The organism is Geodermatophilus sp. SYSU D00705 (assembly GCF_054050135.1).
This window is the reverse complement of record NZ_JBJGYT010000017.1, coordinates 80,027-99,790: the sequence shown is the minus strand read 5'-3', so window position 1 is coordinate 99,790 and position 19,764 is coordinate 80,027. Positions and strand designations below refer to the sequence as shown.

The window sequence follows — 19,764 nt, the reverse complement described above, 5'->3', positions numbered from 1 at the left end:
CGGTGCAGAACCTCTCCCCGCCCACGGCGTCGAGCTCGACCCGGGCGGTGAGGCCGCCGTCGGCGTGCCGGGCGAGCCACACCGCGCGGGCCTCGGTGGGATCGGGCTCGGCCCCGTCGGGCTCCAGCCGGGCCAGGTAGTGGCCGACCACCCGCCGCAGCACGGTGTAAGGCCGCGTGGCGGCCACCCCGGCCAGGACCCCGTCCACCTCGGCCAGGTCCACGCCCTGCTCGACGGCGGCGGCCAGCCGGTCGTCCTTGGTGATCGGGGCGATGACGGCGACCTGCACGGCGCTGACGTGCCCGTCGGCGCACGCCGCGGCCACCGCCGACAGCTGGACCAGGGCGCGGCCGTTGCGCACCACCCGCCCGGCCTCGGCCGGCGACAGCCGCCCGTGCCCGCGCAGCCACGACTGCATGCTCGTCAGCCCGTCGTGCTCCGCCGCCCCGCTCACCTCGCACGCCCGCACCGTGCGGACGACCTCCGCCGCCAGCCGGTTCGACGCGACCAGCAACCCGCGCAGCCGGTCCAGCAACTCCGCCGCGCCCAGCGGCGCCAGCTCCTCACCGACCACGGCGTCGAGCACCGACGGCAAGCCGTCCACGACACCTCCCACCTTCGATCAGACGTTCGAAGTCTACCGCCGCAGGAGACCCCTAACCACCTGAATTCCCAGTTCAGAGCGCTGTCCACAGATCGGTAGGGGGTCTTGCCGACGCGAGGAGCCGGGTCCATGACCCCCCGCAGGGGCTGCTGCCCATGGAGCGCCGACGGAGCTCGTCGGCGAGACGCGTCTCAGCGACCGGGGGCCGCGAGGGGCTGCTCCACGGCGGCTCGAGGCGCCGGCTGCGGGCGGGACGGAGGTCAGGCGGCGGCCGCGAGGCGCTCGTCGAGGAGCGCGTCGACCGATGCCCGGTCCTCCTCGACCAGCCGGGTGTTCTCCGCCGACGGGCAGTACGCCTCCGCGCTGCGGGCCACGCCGAGGGCGATGTAGGCGACGGCGATCTCCAGGTCGAGGTCGTCGAGGTTGGTGACGGTGCGGGTCATGGTGACCTCCCCTGGGACTCGCTCCCGTGCCGGGACGCCTCGCACGCTAGGCCGGGGGTACGACAGGAACCGCACCCCCGACCCGGCGTGCGCGGCTCACGCCGTGCGGCTCTCCCGGTCGTAGTTCTTGCCCAGGAACGCCGGCACCCGCGCCCAGCGGAACGCGAAGATCATCACCAGCAGGGTCGCCACGTAGGGCACCACGAGCAGCACCTGGCTCGGGATGCCGACGTCGCCGACCTCGGCCCGCAGGGCGATGACGTCCATCGCGGCGAAGAACAGCGCGCCCGCGGCGATGAACTGCGGCCGCCACCCGCCGAAGAAGGTCAGCGCGATCGCCAGCCACCCGCGGCCGCCGACGATGCCCTCGGTGAACGTGCCGGTGTAGACCATGGGCAGGTAGGCCCCTGCGATGGCCATGAGCGCGCCGCCGGCCGTCGCCGTCCAGATGCGGGTCCGGGCGACCGGGATGCCGAGACTGTCGGCCGCCTTCGGGTTCTCCCCCACCGCGCGCAGGTCCAGGCCGGCCCGCGTGCGGTACAGGAAGAAGTACAGCCCGACCGCCACGAGCGCGGCGAAGTAGACCAGCAGGTTGTTCGAGAACAGCACGGTGCCGAGCACCGGGATGTCGCTGAGCAGCGGGATCTCCACCCGCGGCAGGGTCTGGATCAGCGGCTGCGTGCCCGACTGCCCGACGACCACCCGGAACAGCAGCCCGGCCAGCCCGGTCGCGGCGAAGAACAGCGCCAGGCCGATGACGAACTGGTCCAGCCGCAGGGACGTCGTCGCCCAGCCGAGCACGAGGCCGAACAGCGCCCCCACGGCCGCGGCGCAGACGATGCCGACCGTGTTGCTGCCGACGCCGTAGCTGACGAGGAAGCCGACCGAGGCGCCCAGCACCATGACGCCCTCCTGCGAGACGCTGAAGACGCCGGCCAGCCCGCCGAGCATCGTGCCCAGCGAGGCCAGCAGGTAGGGCACCGTGGCGATCACGGTGAGCTGGGCCAGGGTCTCGAACTCGGTCATGCGTCCTCCTCGCTGGCGCTCGTCGGCCGCACGACCGCCGGTGCTCTGTCCATGGGTGAGCTCGCAAGCTCGCTCACGTCGCGGCCCTCCGCGCGAGTCGCCCGGCGATGACGTCGGACAGGAGCAGGAAGATCAGGATCAGGGCCTCGATGATGAGGACCATCTCGGCCGGCACCCCGACCGTGCGCTGCATCGAGCTGGCGCCGACCTCGAGGATCGAGATCCCGAAGGCGACCACCGGCACCCACAGCGCGTTCCCGCGGGCGATGAGCCCGACGATGATGCCGAGCAGCAGGTAGTTGGCCTGCATCCCCTCGATGGCCCGGCCGTGGACGCCGGCCACCTCGATGGCGCCGGCCAGCCCGGCCAGCGCCCCGCCGACGACGAGCGCGACGACCGCCACCCGCCCGACACGGATGCCGTTGATCGCCGCCGCCCGCGGGTTGGTCCCGGCGGCCCGCAGCTCGAAGCCGGCCGCCGTCCGCCGGGTGACGACGATGCTCGCCAGGCTCACCACCACCGCCAGCAGGATCCCGGCGTGCACGCCGGGGGGCCCACCGAGGACCGGCAGCTCGGCCGACTCCCCCACCGTCCGGGTGGCCGCCACGCCGGCGGCGGGGTCGGCCCACACCTCGGTGGCGGCGTAGTCCAGCACCTGGAAGGAGACGAAGTTCAGCAGGACGGTGCTGAGGATCTCGTTCACCCCGAACCGCGCCATGAGCAGCGCGGCGATCCCCGCCCAGAGCAGCCCGGCGAGCACGCCGGCGAGCAGCACCAGCGGCAGCAGCACCGCCGTCGGCAGGTCGGCGTACACGATGCCGACGCCGGCCGCCGCGGTGCCGCCGACCAGCAGCTGGCCCTCGCCGCCGATGTTGAACCGGCCGACGGCCAGCGGGATGGTGAACGCCAGCGCCAGGAGGACGACGGTGACCCACTTGGTGAGGGTCTCGGTGAAGCCGAACGTCGTCTTGAACGACGTCGTCAGGATCGTGGTGAACGCGCCGAGGGCGTCGTACCCGAGCACCGCCATGACCACGCCGGAGACGAGGAAGGCGAGCACGAGGGCCAGCACGTAGGGCAGCAGGTCGCGCAGCACCCGCAGTCCACCGTGCAGCGGGACGTCCGGCACCTCGGTCTGCGCCGGTGCCGTGGGGGCGGTCATGCATCCTCCCGGACGCCGGCCATCAGCCGGCCCAGTGCGTAGGCGTCGAAGTCCCCGCGGGCGCGCTCCCCGACCACCCGGCCGGAGTAGAGGACCACCATGCGGTCGGCGAGCAGGCTCAGCTCGTCGAGGTCCTCGGAGATGAGCACGACGGCGCAGCCGCGGTCGCGGGCCTCCTCGACACGGTCGTAGACGAAGCGGGTGGAGCGCAGGTCCAGGCCGCGGGTGGGGTTCTGCAGCACGAGCACCGCGGGCTCGCGCTCGAACGCCCGGGCCAGCACCAGCCGCTGGATGTTGCCGCCGGAGAGGTTGGCGGCCGGGGCGTCGGGGCCCGGCGTCCGGATGGCGTAGCGCTCGATGGTGCGCCGGGCGTGCTCGCGCACGCCCCGCCAGTCGATCAACCCGGCCCGGCGGTGGGCGCGGTCGCGCTGGGAGCCGAGCAGCAGGTTGTCGGTGACCGACGCCGCGCCGAGGATGCCGTCGCGGTGGCGGTCCTCCGGCACGTAGGCGACCCCGGCGCCCAGCCACCGCAGCGTCGGCCGGCCGGCCAGCTCGGCGCCGTCGACGGCCACGCTGCCCGACCGCACCGGACGCACGCCGGACAGCGCCTCGGCGAGCTCCACCTGGCCGTTGCCGGCGACCCCGGCGACCCCCAGGACCTCCCCCGCCCGGACGGTGAGGCCCAGGCCGTGCAGCGCCGGCACGCCGTGGTCGTTGTCGACCTCGAGGTCCGTGACGGCCAGCCGCACCGCGGAGCCGGCGGTCGCGTGCTCCGGTGCCTCCGCCGCGACGGCTCCGACCTCGGCCAGGCCGAGCGCGGCGGCGACCTCGGTGGACTGCTCCGCCGCCAGCTCGCCGACCATCAGCCCGGCCACGCCCGCGGCGTCGGTCTCGTCGCGGCGGACCGTGGTGAGCCGGCGGCCGTCGCGCATGACGGAGATGCGGTCGCAGATGGCCAGCACCTCGCGCACCTTGTGCGAGATGAACACGACGCTGGTGCCCTCGGCGACGATCTCGCGCAGCGAGGCGAACAGCGCGTCGACCTCCTGCGGGGTCAGGTTGGTCGTCGGCTCGTCGAGGACGAGGATCCGCGCCCCGCGGTAGAGCACCTTGAGGATCTCCACCCGCTGGCGGGCGCCCACCGACAGCCGGTCGGTGCGCGCCCGCGGGTCGACGGCCAGGCCGAAGCGGTCGGAGAGCTCGGCGATCCGCCGTCCGGCCGCGCGCAGCCCGCCCGAGCCGCCGCTGGTGCCGACGACGACGTTCTCCACGACCGTGTACGCGGGCACCTGGAGCAGGTGCTGGTGCACCATGCCGATGCCCAGGCCGATCGCGTCGCGCGGCGACCGCACGTGCACCTCACGGCCGTCGACCCGGATGGTGCCCGCGTCGGGCCGGTACAGCCCGTACAGGACGTTCATCAGGGTGGTCTTGCCGGCGCCGTTGCCGCCGACCAGGCCGTGCACCTCGCCGGCGGCGAGCTCGAAGTCCGCGTCGACGAGCGCCTTGACCGGCCCGAAGGACTTGGTCACGCCGCTCATCGACAGCGGCACCCGCCCCGCGGGCGGGGGCGCTGCCTCCCCCGCCCGCGGCTGCTGCCCGGCCGTCACTCGACCGGGGTGACGTCGCGCTCGACCTCGATCTCGCCACTGGTGAGACCCGCGACGACCTCGTCGACCTGGTCGATGACGGCCTGGTCGACACCGGCCGGCGGCTGCAGCGAGATGCCCTGCTCGAAGGTCATGCCGAGGTAGCCGCCGGTCTCGCCGTCCTGCACCTGGCCCAGGATCTCGTCGAGCATGACCGAGAAGTCGTAGAGCACCGAGGTCAGGTAGTGGTCGGGGGCCAGGTCGGACTTGTCGGTGTACTTCGCGGTGATCCGGACGGCGCCCGCGGGCTCGGCCTTGACCGCCTCGAACGCGCCGACCATGCCGAGGTTGAGCGAGCCGAGGACGACGTCGGCGCCGCCGGCGATCAGCTGGCTGGTGAACTGCTGGCCGCGGGTGGGGTCGTTGAGGTCACCGGTCCACACGGGGGTCAGCGTCGCGGTGCTGCCGACGTCGGCCAGCGCCTGCTCGACCGCGTGCACCTCGGAGTAGCTGAACGGCAGGGTGGCCCCGCCCAGGTAGGCGATCTGCTGGCTCTGCGTGGTGGCCGCGGCCAGCACGCCCAGCGGGTAGAAGGCCAGGTGGAAGTTCCGGTCGAGCACCCACACGTTCTCGGGGACGTCGGCGGGTTGGGTGTCCTGCTCGGCGATGAAGACGACGTCCGGTGCCTCCTCGGCCACGGCGACGGTGGCGTCGTAGAACTGGCTGCCGTGGGTCCAGATGACGGTGTAGCCGTCGGCGACGTACTCGCGCAGGACCCGCTGCGCGTCGGGCACCGCCACGCTCTCGGAGTAGGTGGTCTCCGCGCCGTACTCGCTCTCGGCCGCCTGCAGCGCCTCGAGGCCGAGGAAGGTGTAGTCGGCGTCGGTGGTGGTGCCGGAGAAGACCGCGGCGACCCGCGGCGCCTCGCCGTCCCCACCACCTCCGCCGCCACCACCACCGCCGTCGCCGTCCCCGCCACAGGCGGTGGCCGTGAGGAGCAGCGCGGAGCAGAGGGCGGCGGAGCGGAGGAACATCCGGGTGGAGCGCATGAGCGGGCACCATCCTCGTCACGGGGTCGGGTTCGGGGAGCCTGTCAGCCCCGGGTTTCGGGGGCCGGTGCACCGGGACCAGTCGCAACCGAATCGATACCGACCACCGCGCGGCCGAACCGGTCCGCCCACTCGCGCAGGAGGTCCCGCAACTCAGGCGGCCCGACCACGGTGAACTCCGCCCCGAGCGACCCGAGGGCGAACGCGGGCCAGTCCAGGGCGTCGGTCTCCAGGTACACGCGGCTCGACCGCGGCCCCTCCTCCACCACCCGCGCCCAGCGGCCGATGCGGTCGCGGACCTGCTCCGCGGGCGCGGCCACCACCGCCTCGACCGCCACCGGCGTCGCTCGCGGTCCCATCGCCGCGCGCACGAAGGCCGCGGCGTCCTCGGCCGGCAGCCGCCGCGGCGCGAAGCGGGCGCCGGTGGGGCGCGGGGCGGTGACCCGGTCCAGCCGGAAGCTGCGCCAGTCGCCGCGGCCGAGGTCGTAGGCGACCAGGTACCAGCGGCGGCCGAGCGGGACCAGCCGGGCGGGCTCGACCTCCCGCTCGGTGGGGGCGCCGTCGGCCGCCGTGTAGCCGAACGCCAGGCGCTCGGTGTCGCGGCAGGCCTGCGCGACGGTGGTCAGCACCTCCGCGTCGATGTCCGCCGGGACCCCGCGCCAGCCGGCCGGCTCGGTGACCGCCCGCAGCGCGTCGGCCCGGCGGCGCAGCCGGGGCGGCAGCACCTGCACCACCTTGGTCAGCGCGCGCACCGACGACTCCGCCGTCCCGGCGATCGCGCTCTGCGCCGCCGCCTGCAGGCCGACGACGAGGGCGACGGCCTCCTCGTCGTCGAGGACCAGCGGCGGCAGCGCGGCACCGGGCGCGAGCCGGTAGCCGCCGTCGACCCCGGGCTGGGCCTCGACCGGGTAGCCGAGGTCGCGCAGCCGGTCGACGTCGCGCCGCAGCGTGCGCAGCGAGACGCCGAGCCGCTCGGCCAGCTCGGCACCGGCCCAGTGCCGCCGGTTCTGCATGAGGGAGAGCAGCCGCAGGGTGCGGTTCCCGGTGTCGCCCATGCGACCAGATTGTCGGGCATCGAGGACAGGAACTGGCACCAATGGCCCCTAGCGTCGTCCGTGACGGATCCACCGGGACACGGAGGGCGGAGACCATGACCACCACGACGAGCACCCTCACCGGGGAGCGGGCGGACCTGCTGGAGGCCCTCGCCGCCCACCGGTACTTCCTGCGGTACACCGTCCAGGGCCTGACCGACGAGCAGGCCCGGCAGCGGACGACGGCCAGCGAGCTGACCCTGGGTGGCCTGGTCAAGCACGTCGCCGCGCAGGAGGCCGGCTGGGTGCGGTTCATCCTGGAGGGCCCGGAGTCGATGCCCGGCCCGGACGACCCCGAGCAGATGGCGAAGTGGGCCGAGGAGTTCCGGATGGGGCCGGACGAGACGCTCGAGGGCGTCCTCGCCCGCTACGAGGAGGTCGCCGCCCGCACCGACGAGCTGGTGCGCACGCTGCCCGACCTCGACGCCTCGCACCCGCTGCCGGAGGCGCCCTGGTTCCAGCCGGGTGCGCGCCGGTCGGCCCGGCGGGTGTTCCTGCACATCGTCGCCGAGACCGCCCAGCACGCGGGGCACGCCGACATCCTGCGGGAGTCCCTCGACGGCCAGAAGACGATGGGCTGACGGCCGAGGGATCCCCAGGCACAGGAAGCGACACCCACGTCGGCCGCCCGCTGACGTGGGTGTCGCTTCCTATGCCTCCTGGACCGCGGCGGCCACCTGCTCCAGCGCGGCGAGGCTGTGCCCGCTGACGAAGGCGTCGCACAGGGGCAGCGCCGCCGCCATCCCGCCCACCAGCGGGGCGTAGCCGGGCGCGGCCTTGCGGGGGTTGACCCACACGATGCGGTGGGCCAGCCGCCGCAGCCGCCGCATCGCCTCGGCGACGTCCTCGGGGTCGTCGGTGGCCCACCCGTCGGAGAGCACCACCACGACCGCGCCGCGGGCCAGGCCGCGGCGGCCGTGCGTGGCGACGAAGCCCCCGATCCCGGCGGCCAGGCGGGTGCCGCCGGCCCAGCCGGACTCGGTCGCCGCGGCGCGGGCCAGTGCCCGGTCGGGGTCCCGGACGGCGAGCTGCCGGGTGAGCCGGGTCAGCCGGGTGGAGAAGACGAACGCCTCCGCCCGCGCCCCGGCCACCGCGCCCTGCAGCAGCGAGAGGTAGACGCGGGTGTAGGGCTCCATCGACCCGGAGACGTCGCACAGCAGCACCAGCCGGCGTGGCTGCGTCCGCCGGGCGGCGTGCACCAGTCGGACCGGGTCGCCGCCGGAGCGCTGCGCCGCCCGCACCGTCCGGCGCAGGTCGAGCCGGTCGGCGCGGCGCCGGGTGGGCCGCACCCGCCGGCTGCGCCGGTCCGGCGTGCTGAGCACGATCCGCCGGACCAGCTCGCGCACCCCGGCCAGCTCGTCGGGGGTCAGCTCGGCGAAGGAGGTGTGCCGCAGCCGCTCGTCGGCCGACGCCGCGGCCAGGACGGCGTCCCGCTCGCCACCCGCGCCGTCCCCGGGGAGCGAGACGCCGGATCCTGCCGGCGCCTCCCCGGGCGGACGGCGATCCGGCGGGGCGGGGCGCACCCGCGGCTCGGACCCCACGGGCGGGGGTGCGGTCGGGTCCCCGCGGGTGTCGGCCGGGTCGAGCCGACCGTCGAAGACGGCGGAGAAGACCGCGTCGAACACCGGCAGCTGGGCGCGGTCGGTGACCAGTGCGACCCGGCAGGTCCAGTAGAGAGCGGCGCGGTCCACCGGGGGCACCAGCTGCAGCGACCGCGCGAGCCCCGCGGCCCGCTCGGGGGTGGTGGGCAGCCCCGCCCGGTGCAGCGCGGTGGTCAGCCCGACGGCGAGCGGTCCGGGCGCGACCGGCCGGCGGTGAACCCCCGGCCGGCGGTCGGTCCCCGGCCGCGGTTCAGGCACCGGCCAGCCAGGCCGCACCCCGCGTGCGGGCCAGCTCCTGGTCGTCGCGGTTCTTGAGCACCGAGCCCCAGGTCGCCGCCACCGCCGGCGGGTCGAGGCGGTCGACGCCGAGCACGTCGAGGGCGGCGACCCAGTCGATGACCTCGGCGATGCCCGGCGGCTTGACCAGGTCCAGACCGCGCAGCCACCCGACGGCCGACGCGGCGGCGACCGCCAGCGGCTCGCTGCTGCCCGGCACCCGCCGGCGGACGATCTCGGCCACCCGGTCCGGCGCCGGGAAGTCGATCCAGTGGTAGAGGCAGCGCCGGGTCAGCGCGTCGTGCAGGTCGCGGGTCCGGTTGGAGGTGAGGACGACGACCGGCGGGTGGGCCGCCCGCACGGTGCCGAGCTCGGGCACGGTGACCGCGGCCTCGGCCAGCACCTCGAAGGTGAACGCCTCGAACTCGGCGTCGGCCCGGTCGATCTCGTCCAGCAGCAGCACCGCCGGCCGCGGACCGGGGTGCTCGATGGCCTGCAGCAGCGGCCGCCGCAGCAGGTACTCGGGGCCGAAGAGGTCCTCCTCCCCCAGCGGCGCCCCGGCCGCCTCGGCCAGCCGGATCCCCAGCAGCTGCCGCGGGTGGTTCCACTCGTACAGCGCCTCGGCGGCGTCGATGCCCTCGTAGCACTGCAGCCGGTACAGCGGGGTGTCCAGCACGCGGGCCAGCGCCTTGGCCGCCTCGGTCTTCCCGACGCCCGGCTCGCCCTCCAGCAGCAGGGGCTGCGGCAGCCGGACGGCGAGGAACAGGGCCGTGGCCAGGCCGGGGTCGGCGAGGTAGTCGACGCCGTCGAGCGCGGCGGCCAGGGTCGCGACGTCCGGCACCCGGTCGCGGACCTCCTCCTCCGCCCCCGTCCGCGCCGATGACACGGCGTCAAGCGGGGGCATACCGGGCCGGGTCCACGGTGAACGCCGTCCGGCAGCCGTCGCAGCAGAACCAGGTCGTGACCCCGTCGACGGTGACGTGCGGGCTGGCCTCGACGGCGGCGACGCCCATCCCGCAGACCGGGTCCACCGTGCGGGCCGACGCCGGGAGCCGGGGGGAGGGCAGGCGGACCTCGGCGGCCCGCCGCTCGGCGACCACCTGACCCCAGATCGACAGCGCGATCTCCGCCGCGGTGCGGGCGCCGATGTCCAGCCCGGCCGGGCTGCGGACCCGGGACCGCTGCTCGTCGGTCACGTCGAGGGCGGCGAGCACCGCCGCGCCGCGGATCCGGCTGGCGACCAGCCCGACGTAGGGGACGCCGAGCCGCAGCGCCGCGGTGAGCGCGGGCTCCTCGCCCCGGCCGTGCGAGGCGACCACCAGCGCCGCGTCGTCGGCCGCGGGGGCGGCGTCCACCCCCGGGACCCGCTCGACGGCGAACCCGAGCGGCCCGCCGAGGGCCGCCAGCGCCTCGGCGACCGGGCTGTCGCCGACCACCAGGACCCGAGGCGCCGGCACCCGCGGCTCGAGGAAGATCTCCACCGAGCCGCCGGACAGGCACGGGTTGGCGACGGTGACCGCGCCCTCCTCGGCCGGCCCCGGCCGGCCGCCGGGCACGATCCGCAGCAGCAGCGGCTCGTTGGTCGACAGCGTCATCAGCCCGTACTCGCGCACCGAGGACTCCGCGCAGGTGCCCCCGACGAACCCGTCGATGACACCGTCGGCCCGGATCAGCGCGGTGTCGCCGGCGTGCGCGCTGGCCGGGCGCTGCGCGCGCACCACGGTGGCCTGCACGAACGGCACCCGGCTGCGGACCAGCTCGGCCGCCCGGTCGGTCACGGCCATCAGATCGGTGGGGTCGGCCGGCCCTGCATGGCCTCCCACACGCGGGCCGGGGTGCACGGCATGTCCACGTGCCGGACGCCGAACGGGGCGAGGGCGTCGACGACGGCGTTGACCACGGCCGGGGGCGAGCCGACGGTCGCGGACTCCCCGATGCCCTTGGCGCCGATCGGGTGGTGCGGCGAGGGCGTGACGGTGTGCCCGGTCTCCCAGTCCGGCACCTCCATCGCGGTGGGGATGAGGTAGTCCATGAACGAGCCGCCGAGGCAGTTGCCCTGCTCGTCGAAGCCGATGAACTCCATGAGCGCCATCCCGACGCCGTCGGTCAGGCCGCCGTGCACCTGGCCCTCGATGATCATCGGGTTGATCCGGGTGCCGCAGTCGTCCACGGCGACGAACCGGCGGACGTGCACCTTGCCGGTGCCCCGGTCGACGTCCACCACGCAGACGTAGGCGCCGAACGGGAAGGTGAGGTTGGGCGGGTCGTAGGTGACCTCGGCGTCGAGGTTGCCGTCGACGCCCTCGGGCAGCGCGACGGTGCCGTGGGCGCCGAGCGCGATCTCGGCGATCGTCTTCCCGGCGCCCGGGTCGCCCTTCACGTACCAGCGGCCCTTCTCCCACTCCAGGTCCTCGGGGCGGGTCTCGAGCATGGCCGCGGCGATCGCCCGCGCCTTGTCCCGGACCTTGCGGGCGGCCAGGGCCACCGCTCCCCCGCTGACCGGGGTGGACCGGCTGCCGTAGGTGCCCAGCCCGAACGGGGTCTGGTCGGTGTCGCCGTGGACGACGTCGATGTCCTCCGGCGGGATGCCCAGCTCCTCGGCGAGGATCTGGGCGAACGTCGTCTCGTGGCCCTGGCCCTGGCTCTGCACCGACAGCCGGACGACGGCCTTGCCGGTGGGGTGCACCCGCACCTCGGCGCCGTCGGCCATGCCGAGCCCGACGATGTCCATGTGCTTGCGCGGGCCGGCGCCCACGGTCTCGGTGAAGAACGACAGCCCGATGCCCATGAGCTCGCCGCGGGACCGCTTCTCCGCCTGCTCGCGGCGCAGCTCCTCGTAGCCGGCCATCGTCAGCGCCTTGCGCATGGTCGGCTCGTAGTCACCGGAGTCGTACTCCCACCCCGTCTTGTTCTGGTACGGGAACTGCTCGGGGCGGATGAAGTTGCGCAGCCGCAGCTCGGCGGGGTCCATCTCCAGCTCCGCGGCGAGGACGTCGACCATGCGCTCGACCAGGTACACCGCCTCGGTGACCCGGAACGAGCAGGCGTAGGCGACCCCGCCCGGCGCCTTGTTGGTGTAGACGCCGGTGACCGAGCAGTGCGCGGCCTGCAGGTCGTAGCTGCCGGTGAAGATGGAGAAGAAGCCGGCCGGGTACTTGGTCGGCTGGGCGGTGGCGTTGAACGCCCCGTGGTCGGCCAGCACCTGGGTGCGGACGGCGAGGATCTTCCCCTCGCGGGTGGCCGCCACCTCGCCGCGCATGACGTAGTCGCGGGCGAACGAGGTGGACATGAGGTTCTCCGAGCGGTCCTCCACCCACTTCACCGGCTTGCCGGTCACGATCGAGCCGACGACGGCGAGGACGTAGCCCGGGTAGATGCCGACCTTGTTGCCGAACCCGCCGCCGATGTCGGGGCTGACCACCCGGATCTTGTGCTCCGGGATGCCGGCCACCATCGCGAACAGGGTGCGGTGGGCGTGCGGGGCCTGGGTGGTCTCGTAGAGGGTGAGCTTGCCGTCGACCGGGTCGTAGTCGGCGACCGCGCCGCAGGTCTCCATCGGCGCCGGGTGCACCCGCGGGTAGACGACCTCCTCGCTGACCACGACCTCGGCGGAGGCGAACACGGCGTCGGTCTCGGCCCGGTCGCCGGCCTCCCAGTCGAAGATGTGGTTGTCGGTCTGGCCCTCCTTGTCGTCGCGGATGACCGGGGCGCCTGGGTCCAGCGCGCGGCGGACGTCGACGACCGGCGGCAGCTCCTCGTACTCGACGTCGATCAGCTCGAGCGCGTCGCGGGCGGCGTACCGGTCGTCGGCGACGACGAAGGCCACCTCCTGCCCCTGGAAGCGCACCTTGTCGGTGGCCAGCACCGCCTGGACGTCGGCCGACAGCGTCGGGGCCCAGGCGAGGTTGAGCCCCTCGAGGTCCCGGCCGGTGATGACCGCGTGCACCTTGGGGTGGGCCAGCGCCTCGGTCGTGTCGATCGAGACCAGGCGGGCGTGCGCCAGCGGCGAGCGGAGGATGGCGCCGTGCAGCATCCCGGGGAGCACGATGTCGTCGACGTAGCGGCCGCGCCCGCGGATGAACCGGGGGTCCTCCTTGCGCTGGATGCGCCCGAAGCCGATCGGCCGGTCGGCCGAGGTGGCCGCCGGGTTGGCCGGGTGGGCCGGGCGCTCCTCGACGGCGGTCATGCCCGCACCTCCTCGGCGGCGGGCGGGGCGGCCGGCTCGGGGATGACCGGGGCCTCGGCAGCGGCCTGCGCCTCGGCGCGGGCGGCCCAGCGGATGGAACGGACGATCGTCGCGTAGCCGGTGCACCGGCAGATCTGCCCGGAGATCGCCTCGCGGATCGTCTGCTCGTCCGGGTCGGGGTCGCGGTCGAGCAGCGCGCGGGCGGTGAGCATCATCCCGGGGGTGCAGAACCCGCACTGCAGGCCGTGCTCCTCCATGAAGCCCTGCTGCACCGGGTCCAGCGTGGCGCCGTCGGCGAGCCCCTCGACGGTGCGCACCTCGTGGCCGGCGGTCATCGCGGCCAGCGCGGTGCACGACTTCACCGGCTGACCGTCGACCAGGACCACGCAGGTGCCGCAGTTGCTGGTGTCGCACCCCCAGTGGGTGCCGGTCAGGCCGAGCGTGTCGCGCAGGAAGTGCACGAGCAGCTGCCGGGGTTCGACGTCGCGGGTGACCTCGGCCCCGTTGACGGTCATGGTGACCTGCATGGTCAGCCTCCGGTGGTGGCGGTCAGGGCGCCGGCTCCGGCGCGCGTGGCGGCGGTGCGGAGCACCCGGCGGGTGAGCTCGTCGGCGAGGTGGCGCTTGTAGTCGACCGGACCGCGCTGGTCCTCGACCGGGGAGCTGGCCGCGGCGGCCAGCCGCCCGGCCTCGGCGAAGACCTCCTCGCTGGGGTGCGCGCCGAGCAGGACGGCGGCGGCGTCCACCGCGCAGCCCTCGAGGCCGAGCGCGGTGAGGCCGACGGTGGCGTCGGCGACGGTGCCGTCGTCGGCGAGCACCAGCTGGGCGCCCGCGGCGGCGACCGCCCAGTCGCCGACCCGGCGCTCGACCTTCTCGTAGGCGCTGCCCGCGCGCGGCCGGATCGGGAACCGCACCTCGGTGATCAGCTCGGACTGCTCGCAGGCGGTCTCGTAGGGGCCGCGGTGGAACTCGTCCATGCCGATGACCCGCTCGCCGCCGCGACCGGTGACGACGACGCGGGCACGCAGCACGTCGCACACGGTGGTGAGGTCCTCGGCGGGGTCGGCCTGCCCCAGCGAGCCGCCGATCGTGCCGCGGTTGCGGACCACGGGGTCGGCGATGACCCGCTCGGCGTCGTGCACGATCGGGAACAGCTCCCCCACCAGCGGCGAGGACAGCAGCGTGGCGTGCCGGGTGAGCGCCCCGACCCGCAGCCAGTCGCCGTCCCGGGTGACGTGGTCGAGCTCGGCCACGTCGTTGATGTCGATCAGCCACTCGGGGCGGGCCAGCCGCAGCTTCATCATCGGCAGCAGGCTGTGCCCGCCGGCGACGACGCGGGACTCGGGGCCGTGGCGTTCGAGGAGGTCCAGGGCGTCGGCGACGCTGGTCGCCCGCACGTAGTCGAAGGGGGCCGGCACCTGCACGGGGAACTCCTTCCCGTGGGGGCCTCGACGGTGGGGCCCCTGGTGGCGCAGGAGCTTGTGACGCGCGCCACAGAGCTGTCAAGATCGCGATAAGCGATCCCTTAGGACGGGTGCCGACCGTGACGTTCACGCAGCTCCGCGCCTTCGCCCTCGTGGCCGAGCTCGGCTCGCTGCGCGCCGCGGCGGCGGCACTGGGGGTGAGCGAGCCGGCGGTCTCCGCCGCGGTCGCGGCCCTGCGCGTGGACCTCGGCGACCCGCTGTTCGTGCGCGCCGCCGGCGGGATCGAGCTCACCGCCGGCGGCCGCGCGCTCGCCGTCCGGGCCCGCGAGCTCGTGCGGCTGGCCGAGCGCACCCGGCGGGAGGTGACCTCGGCGGGGACGACGGGCCGGCTGCGGGCGCTGGCCACCGCGGCGTGCGCCGAGCACGTCGCGGGCCCGCTGGTGGCCGCCTTCGCCCGGCGCTCGCCGCGCACCGAGGTGCTCCTGGACGTCGTCGCCGCCGAGCGCACCGCCGCGGTCCTGGCCGACGACGAGGCCGACATCGTGCTGGGCGCACGTCCGGTCCCGGCGGCCGGGCAGGCGCTCGTGGCGGTGCCGTTCCTGCGCTACCAGCGGGTGGTGGTGGCCGCGCCCGGGCACCCGCTGGCCGCCGAGCGGAGCCGCGTGCCAGTGGCCGAGCTCGGCCGGTACGCGTGGCTCGCCGGACCGGCCGGCATCGAGCCCGGCACCGAGGAGCGCCGGTGGGCCGGGCCGGCCGGGCACGCGCTGGTGCAGCGTCTGGCCACCGAGGCCGACGCGCTGGACGCCGCGCGCGACGGCGCCGGGGTGCTGCTCGCGCTCGGGCACGCCGTCCGCGACGACCTGCGGACCGGCCGGCTGGTGCGGCTCCCGGTGGAGGGCACGCCGGTGACCGGGATGTGGTGGGCGGGGGTCCCCGGTGAGGGGCGCGCGGCCGCAGGGGCCGCCGCGCTGCAGCGCTTCCTCACCACCCCCGACGCGACCAGCGCCCTGCTGGCCCGGCCGGCCCCGCGGGACCGGGCGCGGCCGACCGTCCGCGTCGGGATCTGGAGCTAGTGCTGTGACCGCGGACATCCGGCCTGCGGCGCGGGTCGTGCACTCATCGTGGCGTCGGGCTCCGCCAGGGCACGATGAGTGCACAACCCGCGCGGGATGGGCTTCACCGGCAACCCTCGTGGGGAGCTGACTCAGCCCTCCGGCCCGCCGGCCACCCGGTCCGACGCGCGGGCGCCCTGCTGGGACTGCGCGCCGCCGGAGACGCCCTCGGGTGCGGCCGGCCCGGCGCCGGTGCCCCCGCCCGGGGTGCCCTCGCCGAGCACGACCTGCCCCTCGGTCATCTCGGGGTCACCCGCGCTGCGCTCGACCGGGGCGGTGCCGGTCGTCGCCGCCGTCCCCTGGTCGTGCACCTCCTGGACCGAGCTGCCGCGCTCGGCGACCTCGATCGCCTCGGCGACGTCGGCGCCGCTGCGGGAGTCGTCGGGCGAGGTGCCCTCGGTGGCCGGTTCCTCGTTCACGGGCGGACCTTCCCGTCGGCGGCGTGGGTGGGGCGCAGTCTCGGCCCCCGGCGGCGCCACGGCAAGGGCCGGGTCAGCCGTCGCCCTCCAGCTCGGTGACGTGCTCGAGGGCCCGGTCGCGGGCGGCGGCGGCCTCGGTCGCCCGGCGCTCGGCGGTGCGTCGGTGTCGCTCGGCGCTCTTCAGCTCCTCCGCGGTCTCCGCCGCCTCGCGCTCGACGCGGGCCAGTTCGTCGGCGAGCTCCTCGACCCGTGCCTGCAGGTCGGTCCGGCGGGCGTCGAGGTCGTCGACGCGGTGCCGCTGCTCCTCGGCGGCGGCCCGGGTCTCGGCGGCGACGGCAGCGGCCTCCGCCGCGGCCCGCCGGGCGTCCTCGAGCTGCTCGCGGCGCCGCTCCTCCTCGGCCCGGCGCGCCTCCTCCTCGCGACGGCGGGCCTCCTCCTCGCGCTGCCGCCGGCGCTCGGCGGCGTCCGCCCCGCGCGGCCGGGCGGGCGCCGCCGGCTGCTCCGGGCGGGCCGGCGGCACCAGCCGCAGCGCCGGGCGCACCCCGGTCGTCCCCATGCCGCTGTAGGACATCGGGGAGGTGAGGCGACCGGACAGCAGCGCCTCCCCGGCCTCGGGGTCGGCCATGGCCGCGCGCAGCGTGTCCTCGACCTGCCCCTCCACCGAGCTGCTCACCCGGTGGCCGCGCTCGCGGGCGAGCGCGGCGGCCTGCCGGCTCAGAGCGGCGAGCAGCTGGGAGCGCTGCCGGTTCAGCGCCTTGAGCGAGTCGCCGGCGAGGCTCTCCTGCGCCTCGCGGAGCAGCCCGCCGAGCTCGACGAGGCCCTCGATCTCCTCGCGGTGCTCCCTCACGAGCAGGTTGCACACCCACGCGGCCGCCGACGGCTTGGGCAGCGCGCCGATCGCCTTGGCCAGCGGCCGGTCGCCGCCGTCCCTCGCCTGGTCCTGGCGCTCCTTGCGCCGCGCGGTGAACTCCTCGGGCGGCACCTCGTAGAGCTCGTCGGCCACCTCGTCGAGATCCACGGGGCGACCCTGCCACGACCCCGGAACGGTCAGCAGCAGGTGGCGACGCAGGCGCCGTCCTCACCCGGCACGCAGCAGCTGTCGTTCCCGCCGACGGCGGAGAGCTCGAGGGACGTCTCCCCCTCGAGGTCCGGGCGGGCGTCGCCGGTGACCGTGTAGACCTCCCACGGCTCTCCACCGGGACCGGTCACCCACACCTTGTCCTGGACCGCGTAGCAGCAGGTCGTCTGCTCCTCGACGCGCGTGGCCAGGCCGGCGCCGGCCAGCCGCGCGGTGGCCGCGGACACCTCGCCGCGGGAGGGGACCTCGACGCCGAGGTGGTCCATGCGGGTGGGCTCCCCGGCGGCACCCTCCAGGAGGACGAGCTTGAGCGGCGGCTCGGCGACGGCGAAGTTGGCGTAGCCGGGCCGGCGCTTGGCCGGGGTGGTCGCGAACAGCCGCGAGTAGAAGTCGACGGCGGCGTCGAGGTCGGCGACGCGGAGGGCGAGCTCGATCCGGGACACGGGGACCTCCTGAGGGGGTGGGACATCGACGGGCGTCGATGTCTGGGCTCAGGTGACCACTATGCATCGATGCTTGTCAATACGATGGTCGTCATTACGATGGGCGCCGATGTCCGACCGGAGGAGACGACCCCGATGAACGACCCCGACCTCGCCTGCTGCACACCGCTGACCGGAACGGCCATGTCCGCCGAGCAGGCCGAGCAGGTCGCGCCCCTGCTCAAGGCCCTGGCCGACCCGGTGCGGCTGCGCCTGGTCAGCCTGATCGCCTCCAGCACGTCCGGTGAGGCCTGCGTCTGCGACCTCAACGAGGCCTTCGACCTGACCCAGGCGACGATCAGCCACCACCTCAAGGTGCTGCACTCCGCCGGGCTGCTCGACCGCGAGAAGCGGGGCGTGTGGGTCTACTACGCGGTGCGCCGCGACGCGCTTGCCGCCGTCGCCGGGCTGTTCGACACCGCGGTGGTCCCGGCGTGAGCGACGCCGTCCGCGAGGTCCCGGTCGCGGGCCCCGAGGCCCCGGTCCTGCAGCGCCTGTCCACCCTCGACCGGTTCCTGCCGGTCTGGATCGTCGCCGCGATGGCGCTCGGCCTGCTGCTGGGGCGGTGGGTCCCGGGTCTGGACGACGCGCTGTCCGCGGTCGAGGTCGGCAACGTCAGCCTGCCGATCGCCGTCGGGCTGGTCCTGATGATGTACCCGGTGCTGGCCAAGGTGCGGTACTCCGAGCTGGACCGGGTCACGGGCGACCGCCGGCTGATGGCCGCGAGCCTGGTGCTCAACTGGGTGGTCGGCCCGGCGCTGATGTTCGCCCTGGCCTGGCTGCTGCTGCCCGACCTGCCCGAGTACCGCACCGGCCTGGTCGTCGTCGGGCTGGCCCGCTGCATCGCCATGGTGCTGATCTGGAACGACCTGTCCTGCGGTGACCGGGAGGCCGCCGCGGTGCTGGTGGCGGTCAACTCGGTGTTCCAGATCCTCGCCTTCGCCGCGCTCGGCTGGTTCTACCTGCAGGTGCTGCCCGGCTGGCTGGGCCTGCCGACGACCTCCGCGGAGTTCAGCGTCTGGGCGATCGTGCTGTCGGTGCTGGTCTTCCTCGGCATCCCGCTGCTGGCCGGCTTCCTGACCCGGACGATCGGCGAGCGCCGGAGGGGCCGCGACTGGTACGAGGGCCGCTTCCTGCCGCGCATCGGCCCGGTCGCCCTCTACGGGCTGCTGTTCACGATCACCGTGCTCTTCGCGCTCCAGGGCGAGGCGATCACCTCCCGGCCGGTGGACGTCGCCCGCATCGCCCTCCCCCTGCTGGCGTACTTCGTGCTGGTGTTCGGGGGCTCGTTCCTGCTCGGGATGCAGCTGCGCCTGGGCTACGCGAAGACCGCCACGCTGGCCTTCACCGCGGCCGGCAACAACTTCGAGCTCGCCATCGCGGTGGCGATCGGCACCTTCGGCGTCACGTCGGGCCAGGCGCTGGCCGGCGTCGTGGGGCCGCTGATCGAGGTGCCGGTGCTCGTCGCGCTGGTCTACGTCGCCCTCTGGGCGGGGCGCCGCTGGTTCGCCGGCGACCCCACCGCCCCCGTCACCGGGAGGAGCCGCACGTGACCACCTCCTTCGACGGGATCCGCGGTCTGACCTCCGCGGACGCCACGCTGACCCGGGTGGCCGACGACCTGGCCCGCCGCTTCACCGGCGTCTTCGCCCGGGAGACGGTCGACCGCTACGTGCACGAGTCCTTCGTCGCCATGGCGAGCGCCGCCACCGTGGGCGCGCACCTGGCGGTGCTGACCGAACGGTTCGCGACCGAGCGCCTGACCGCGCTCGCGCAGGCGAGCGGCGCCGTCGGGAAGGACGCCTGCGAGGTGCTCTTCGTGTGCGTGCACAACGCCGGGCGCTCCCAGATGGCCGCCGGTCTCCTGGCGCGCCACGGAGGGGGCCGGGTGCACGTCCGGTCGGCCGGGTCGCGACCGGGCACCGGCGTCGCCGGCGTCGTCACCGAGGCCATGGCCGAGGTCGGCGTCGACCTGGCCGGCTCGTTCCCCAAGCCGCTCACCGACGACGTCGTCCGCGCGGCGGACGTCGTGGTGACGATGGGCTGCGGCGACGCCTGTCCGGTGTACCCGGGCAAGCGCTACCTCGACTGGCCGGTGCCCGACCCCGCGGGTCGGCCGCTCGAGGAGGTCCGGGTGGTCCGCGACGACATCGACACCCGCGTCCGTGCGCTGCTCGCCGAACTCATCTCGGCACCCACCCCCAGCTGAGCCACCCCCGG

The 19,764-nt window shown here is 75.2% G+C and carries 21 protein-coding genes; 5 read left to right on the top strand and 16 right to left on the bottom strand.

Annotated elements, in window-relative coordinates; translation table 11 throughout:
• The 7 genes from ACI78Q_RS14895 to ACI78Q_RS14865 all read right to left on the bottom strand — a co-directional run.
• Positions 1–604 (bottom strand): DUF222 domain-containing protein (locus ACI78Q_RS14895; RefSeq protein WP_456924177.1); only part of this gene is annotated, 604 nt, incomplete at its 3' end.
• A gap of 260 nt (positions 605–864) precedes the next feature.
• Positions 865–1,047 carry a hypothetical protein gene (locus ACI78Q_RS14890; protein WP_456924176.1) on the bottom strand — a complete coding sequence of 61 codons (183 nt, stop codon included), beginning with the start codon at positions 1,045–1,047 and terminating at the stop codon, positions 865–867.
• Positions 1,048–1,143: 96 nt separating this feature from the next.
• Entirely contained in the window at positions 1,144–2,073 is a 930-nt protein-coding gene (locus ACI78Q_RS14885; RefSeq protein WP_456924175.1) for an ABC transporter permease, read from the bottom strand.
• Between the two features lie 73 nt (positions 2,074–2,146).
• Positions 2,147–3,235, bottom strand: a complete 1,089-nt coding sequence (locus ACI78Q_RS14880; RefSeq protein ID WP_456924174.1) for an ABC transporter permease — start codon at positions 3,233–3,235, stop codon at positions 2,147–2,149.
• Positions 3,232–4,767 carry an ABC transporter ATP-binding protein gene (locus tag ACI78Q_RS14875; protein ID WP_456924173.1) on the bottom strand — a complete coding sequence of 512 codons (1,536 nt, stop codon included), beginning with the start codon at positions 4,765–4,767 and terminating at the stop codon, positions 3,232–3,234. Before ACI78Q_RS14875 ends, ACI78Q_RS14880 begins: the two co-directional genes overlap by 4 nt.
• 74 nt (positions 4,768–4,841) lie before the next feature.
• Positions 4,842–5,873: a BMP family protein gene (locus ACI78Q_RS14870; RefSeq protein WP_456924172.1), complete on the bottom strand. Its 1,032-nt coding sequence runs from the start codon at positions 5,871–5,873 to the stop codon at positions 4,842–4,844.
• A gap of 44 nt (positions 5,874–5,917) precedes the next feature.
• Positions 5,918–6,928 (bottom strand): helix-turn-helix transcriptional regulator, encoded by a 1,011-nt coding sequence (locus tag ACI78Q_RS14865; RefSeq protein ID WP_456924171.1) that lies wholly within the window; start codon positions 6,926–6,928, stop codon positions 5,918–5,920.
• 95 nt (positions 6,929–7,023) lie between these two features.
• Between ACI78Q_RS14865 and ACI78Q_RS14860 the strand changes: the two genes are divergently transcribed.
• A complete protein-coding gene (locus ACI78Q_RS14860; protein WP_456924170.1) occupies positions 7,024–7,548 on the top strand; it encodes a DinB family protein in 525 nt (174 codons plus the stop codon).
• Between the two features lie 69 nt (positions 7,549–7,617).
• Here the strand turns inward: ACI78Q_RS14860 and ACI78Q_RS14855 are convergent, their stop codons facing one another.
• From ACI78Q_RS14855 to ACI78Q_RS14830, 6 genes are read right to left on the bottom strand one after another with little or no spacing between them, the layout of a single operon-like run.
• Positions 7,618–8,826, bottom strand: coding sequence for a vWA domain-containing protein (locus ACI78Q_RS14855; protein WP_456924169.1), 1,209 nt, complete (start codon positions 8,824–8,826; stop codon positions 7,618–7,620).
• Positions 8,819–9,685 (bottom strand): AAA family ATPase, encoded by an 867-nt coding sequence (locus ACI78Q_RS14850; protein WP_456924168.1) that lies wholly within the window; start codon positions 9,683–9,685, stop codon positions 8,819–8,821. The genes ACI78Q_RS14855 and ACI78Q_RS14850 overlap by 8 nt, the downstream gene beginning before the upstream one ends.
• A 49-nt stretch (positions 9,686–9,734) precedes the next feature.
• On the bottom strand, positions 9,735–10,628 hold the full coding sequence (locus ACI78Q_RS14845) for an XdhC family protein (protein ID WP_456924167.1): 894 nt from the start codon (positions 10,626–10,628) through the stop codon (positions 9,735–9,737).
• On the bottom strand, positions 10,628–13,030 hold the full coding sequence (locus ACI78Q_RS14840) for an aerobic carbon-monoxide dehydrogenase large subunit (RefSeq protein WP_456924166.1): 2,403 nt from the start codon (positions 13,028–13,030) through the stop codon (positions 10,628–10,630). The genes ACI78Q_RS14845 and ACI78Q_RS14840 overlap by 1 nt, the downstream gene beginning before the upstream one ends.
• Complete coding sequence (locus ACI78Q_RS14835) at positions 13,027–13,557, bottom strand: (2Fe-2S)-binding protein (protein ID WP_456924165.1); 531 nt, start codon at positions 13,555–13,557, stop codon at positions 13,027–13,029. Before ACI78Q_RS14835 ends, ACI78Q_RS14840 begins: the two co-directional genes overlap by 4 nt.
• Before the next feature lie 2 nt (positions 13,558–13,559).
• Positions 13,560–14,453: an FAD binding domain-containing protein gene (locus ACI78Q_RS14830; protein ID WP_456924164.1), complete on the bottom strand. Its 894-nt coding sequence runs from the start codon at positions 14,451–14,453 to the stop codon at positions 13,560–13,562.
• Positions 14,454–14,572: 119 nt separating this feature from the next.
• Between ACI78Q_RS14830 and ACI78Q_RS14825 the strand changes: the two genes are divergently transcribed.
• Complete coding sequence (locus tag ACI78Q_RS14825) at positions 14,573–15,526, top strand: LysR family transcriptional regulator (protein WP_456924163.1); 954 nt, start codon at positions 14,573–14,575, stop codon at positions 15,524–15,526.
• Positions 15,527–15,657: 131 nt separating this feature from the next.
• Here the strand turns inward: ACI78Q_RS14825 and ACI78Q_RS14820 are convergent, their stop codons facing one another.
• From ACI78Q_RS14820 to ACI78Q_RS14810, 3 genes are all read right to left on the bottom strand, one after another.
• The gene (locus ACI78Q_RS14820) at positions 15,658–15,984 is read right to left on the bottom strand and encodes a hypothetical protein (RefSeq protein ID WP_456924162.1); all 327 of its coding nucleotides are present in this window, start codon (positions 15,982–15,984) and stop codon (positions 15,658–15,660) included.
• A gap of 73 nt (positions 15,985–16,057) precedes the next feature.
• Entirely contained in the window at positions 16,058–17,002 is a 945-nt protein-coding gene (locus ACI78Q_RS14815) for a hypothetical protein (protein WP_456924161.1), read from the bottom strand.
• Between the two features lie 29 nt (positions 17,003–17,031).
• On the bottom strand, positions 17,032–17,505 hold the full coding sequence (locus ACI78Q_RS14810; RefSeq protein WP_456924160.1) for an ArsI/CadI family heavy metal resistance metalloenzyme: 474 nt from the start codon (positions 17,503–17,505) through the stop codon (positions 17,032–17,034).
• A 135-nt stretch (positions 17,506–17,640) separates the two neighbouring features.
• Here ACI78Q_RS14810 and ACI78Q_RS14805 point away from each other — a divergent pair, with 135 nt between their 5' ends.
• The 3 genes from ACI78Q_RS14805 to ACI78Q_RS14795 are packed head-to-tail and all read left to right on the top strand — an operon-like array spanning position 17,641 to position 19,753.
• Positions 17,641–17,982, top strand: a complete 342-nt coding sequence (locus tag ACI78Q_RS14805; RefSeq protein ID WP_456924159.1) for a metalloregulator ArsR/SmtB family transcription factor — start codon at positions 17,641–17,643, stop codon at positions 17,980–17,982.
• A complete protein-coding gene (gene arsB, locus ACI78Q_RS14800) occupies positions 17,979–19,097 on the top strand; it encodes an ACR3 family arsenite efflux transporter (protein ID WP_456924158.1) in 1,119 nt (372 codons plus the stop codon). The genes ACI78Q_RS14805 and arsB overlap by 4 nt, the downstream gene beginning before the upstream one ends.
• Positions 19,094–19,753 carry an arsenate reductase ArsC gene (locus ACI78Q_RS14795; RefSeq protein WP_456924157.1) on the top strand — a complete coding sequence of 220 codons (660 nt, stop codon included), beginning with the start codon at positions 19,094–19,096 and terminating at the stop codon, positions 19,751–19,753. The genes arsB and ACI78Q_RS14795 overlap by 4 nt, the downstream gene beginning before the upstream one ends.
• Positions 19,754–19,764: the final 11 nt, after the last annotated feature.

Bases quoted from the DNA above. Each gene is read 5' to 3' on its own strand.
- ACI78Q_RS14865 (WP_456924171.1), bottom strand. From the start codon at position 6,928: ATGGGCGACACCGGGAACCGCACCCTGCGGCTGCTCTCCCTCATGCAG.
- ACI78Q_RS14885 (WP_456924175.1), bottom strand. From the start codon at position 2,073: ATGACCGAGTTCGAGACCCTGGCCCAGCTCACCGTGATCGCCACGGTG.
- ACI78Q_RS14840 (WP_456924166.1), bottom strand. From the start codon at position 13,030: ATGACCGCCGTCGAGGAGCGCCCGGCCCACCCGGCCAACCCGGCGGCC.
- ACI78Q_RS14835 (WP_456924165.1), bottom strand. From the start codon at position 13,557: ATGCAGGTCACCATGACCGTCAACGGGGCCGAGGTCACCCGCGACGTC.
- ACI78Q_RS14870 (WP_456924172.1), bottom strand. From the start codon at position 5,873: ATGCGCTCCACCCGGATGTTCCTCCGCTCCGCCGCCCTCTGCTCCGCG.
- ACI78Q_RS14890 (WP_456924176.1), bottom strand. From the start codon at position 1,047: ATGACCCGCACCGTCACCAACCTCGACGACCTCGACCTGGAGATCGCC.
- ACI78Q_RS14880 (WP_456924174.1), bottom strand. From the start codon at position 3,235: ATGACCGCCCCCACGGCACCGGCGCAGACCGAGGTGCCGGACGTCCCG.
- ACI78Q_RS14860 (WP_456924170.1), top strand. From the start codon at position 7,024: ATGACCACCACGACGAGCACCCTCACCGGGGAGCGGGCGGACCTGCTG.
- ACI78Q_RS14805 (WP_456924159.1), top strand. From the start codon at position 17,641: ATGAACGACCCCGACCTCGCCTGCTGCACACCGCTGACCGGAACGGCC.
- ACI78Q_RS14845 (WP_456924167.1), bottom strand. From the start codon at position 10,628: ATGGCCGTGACCGACCGGGCGGCCGAGCTGGTCCGCAGCCGGGTGCCG.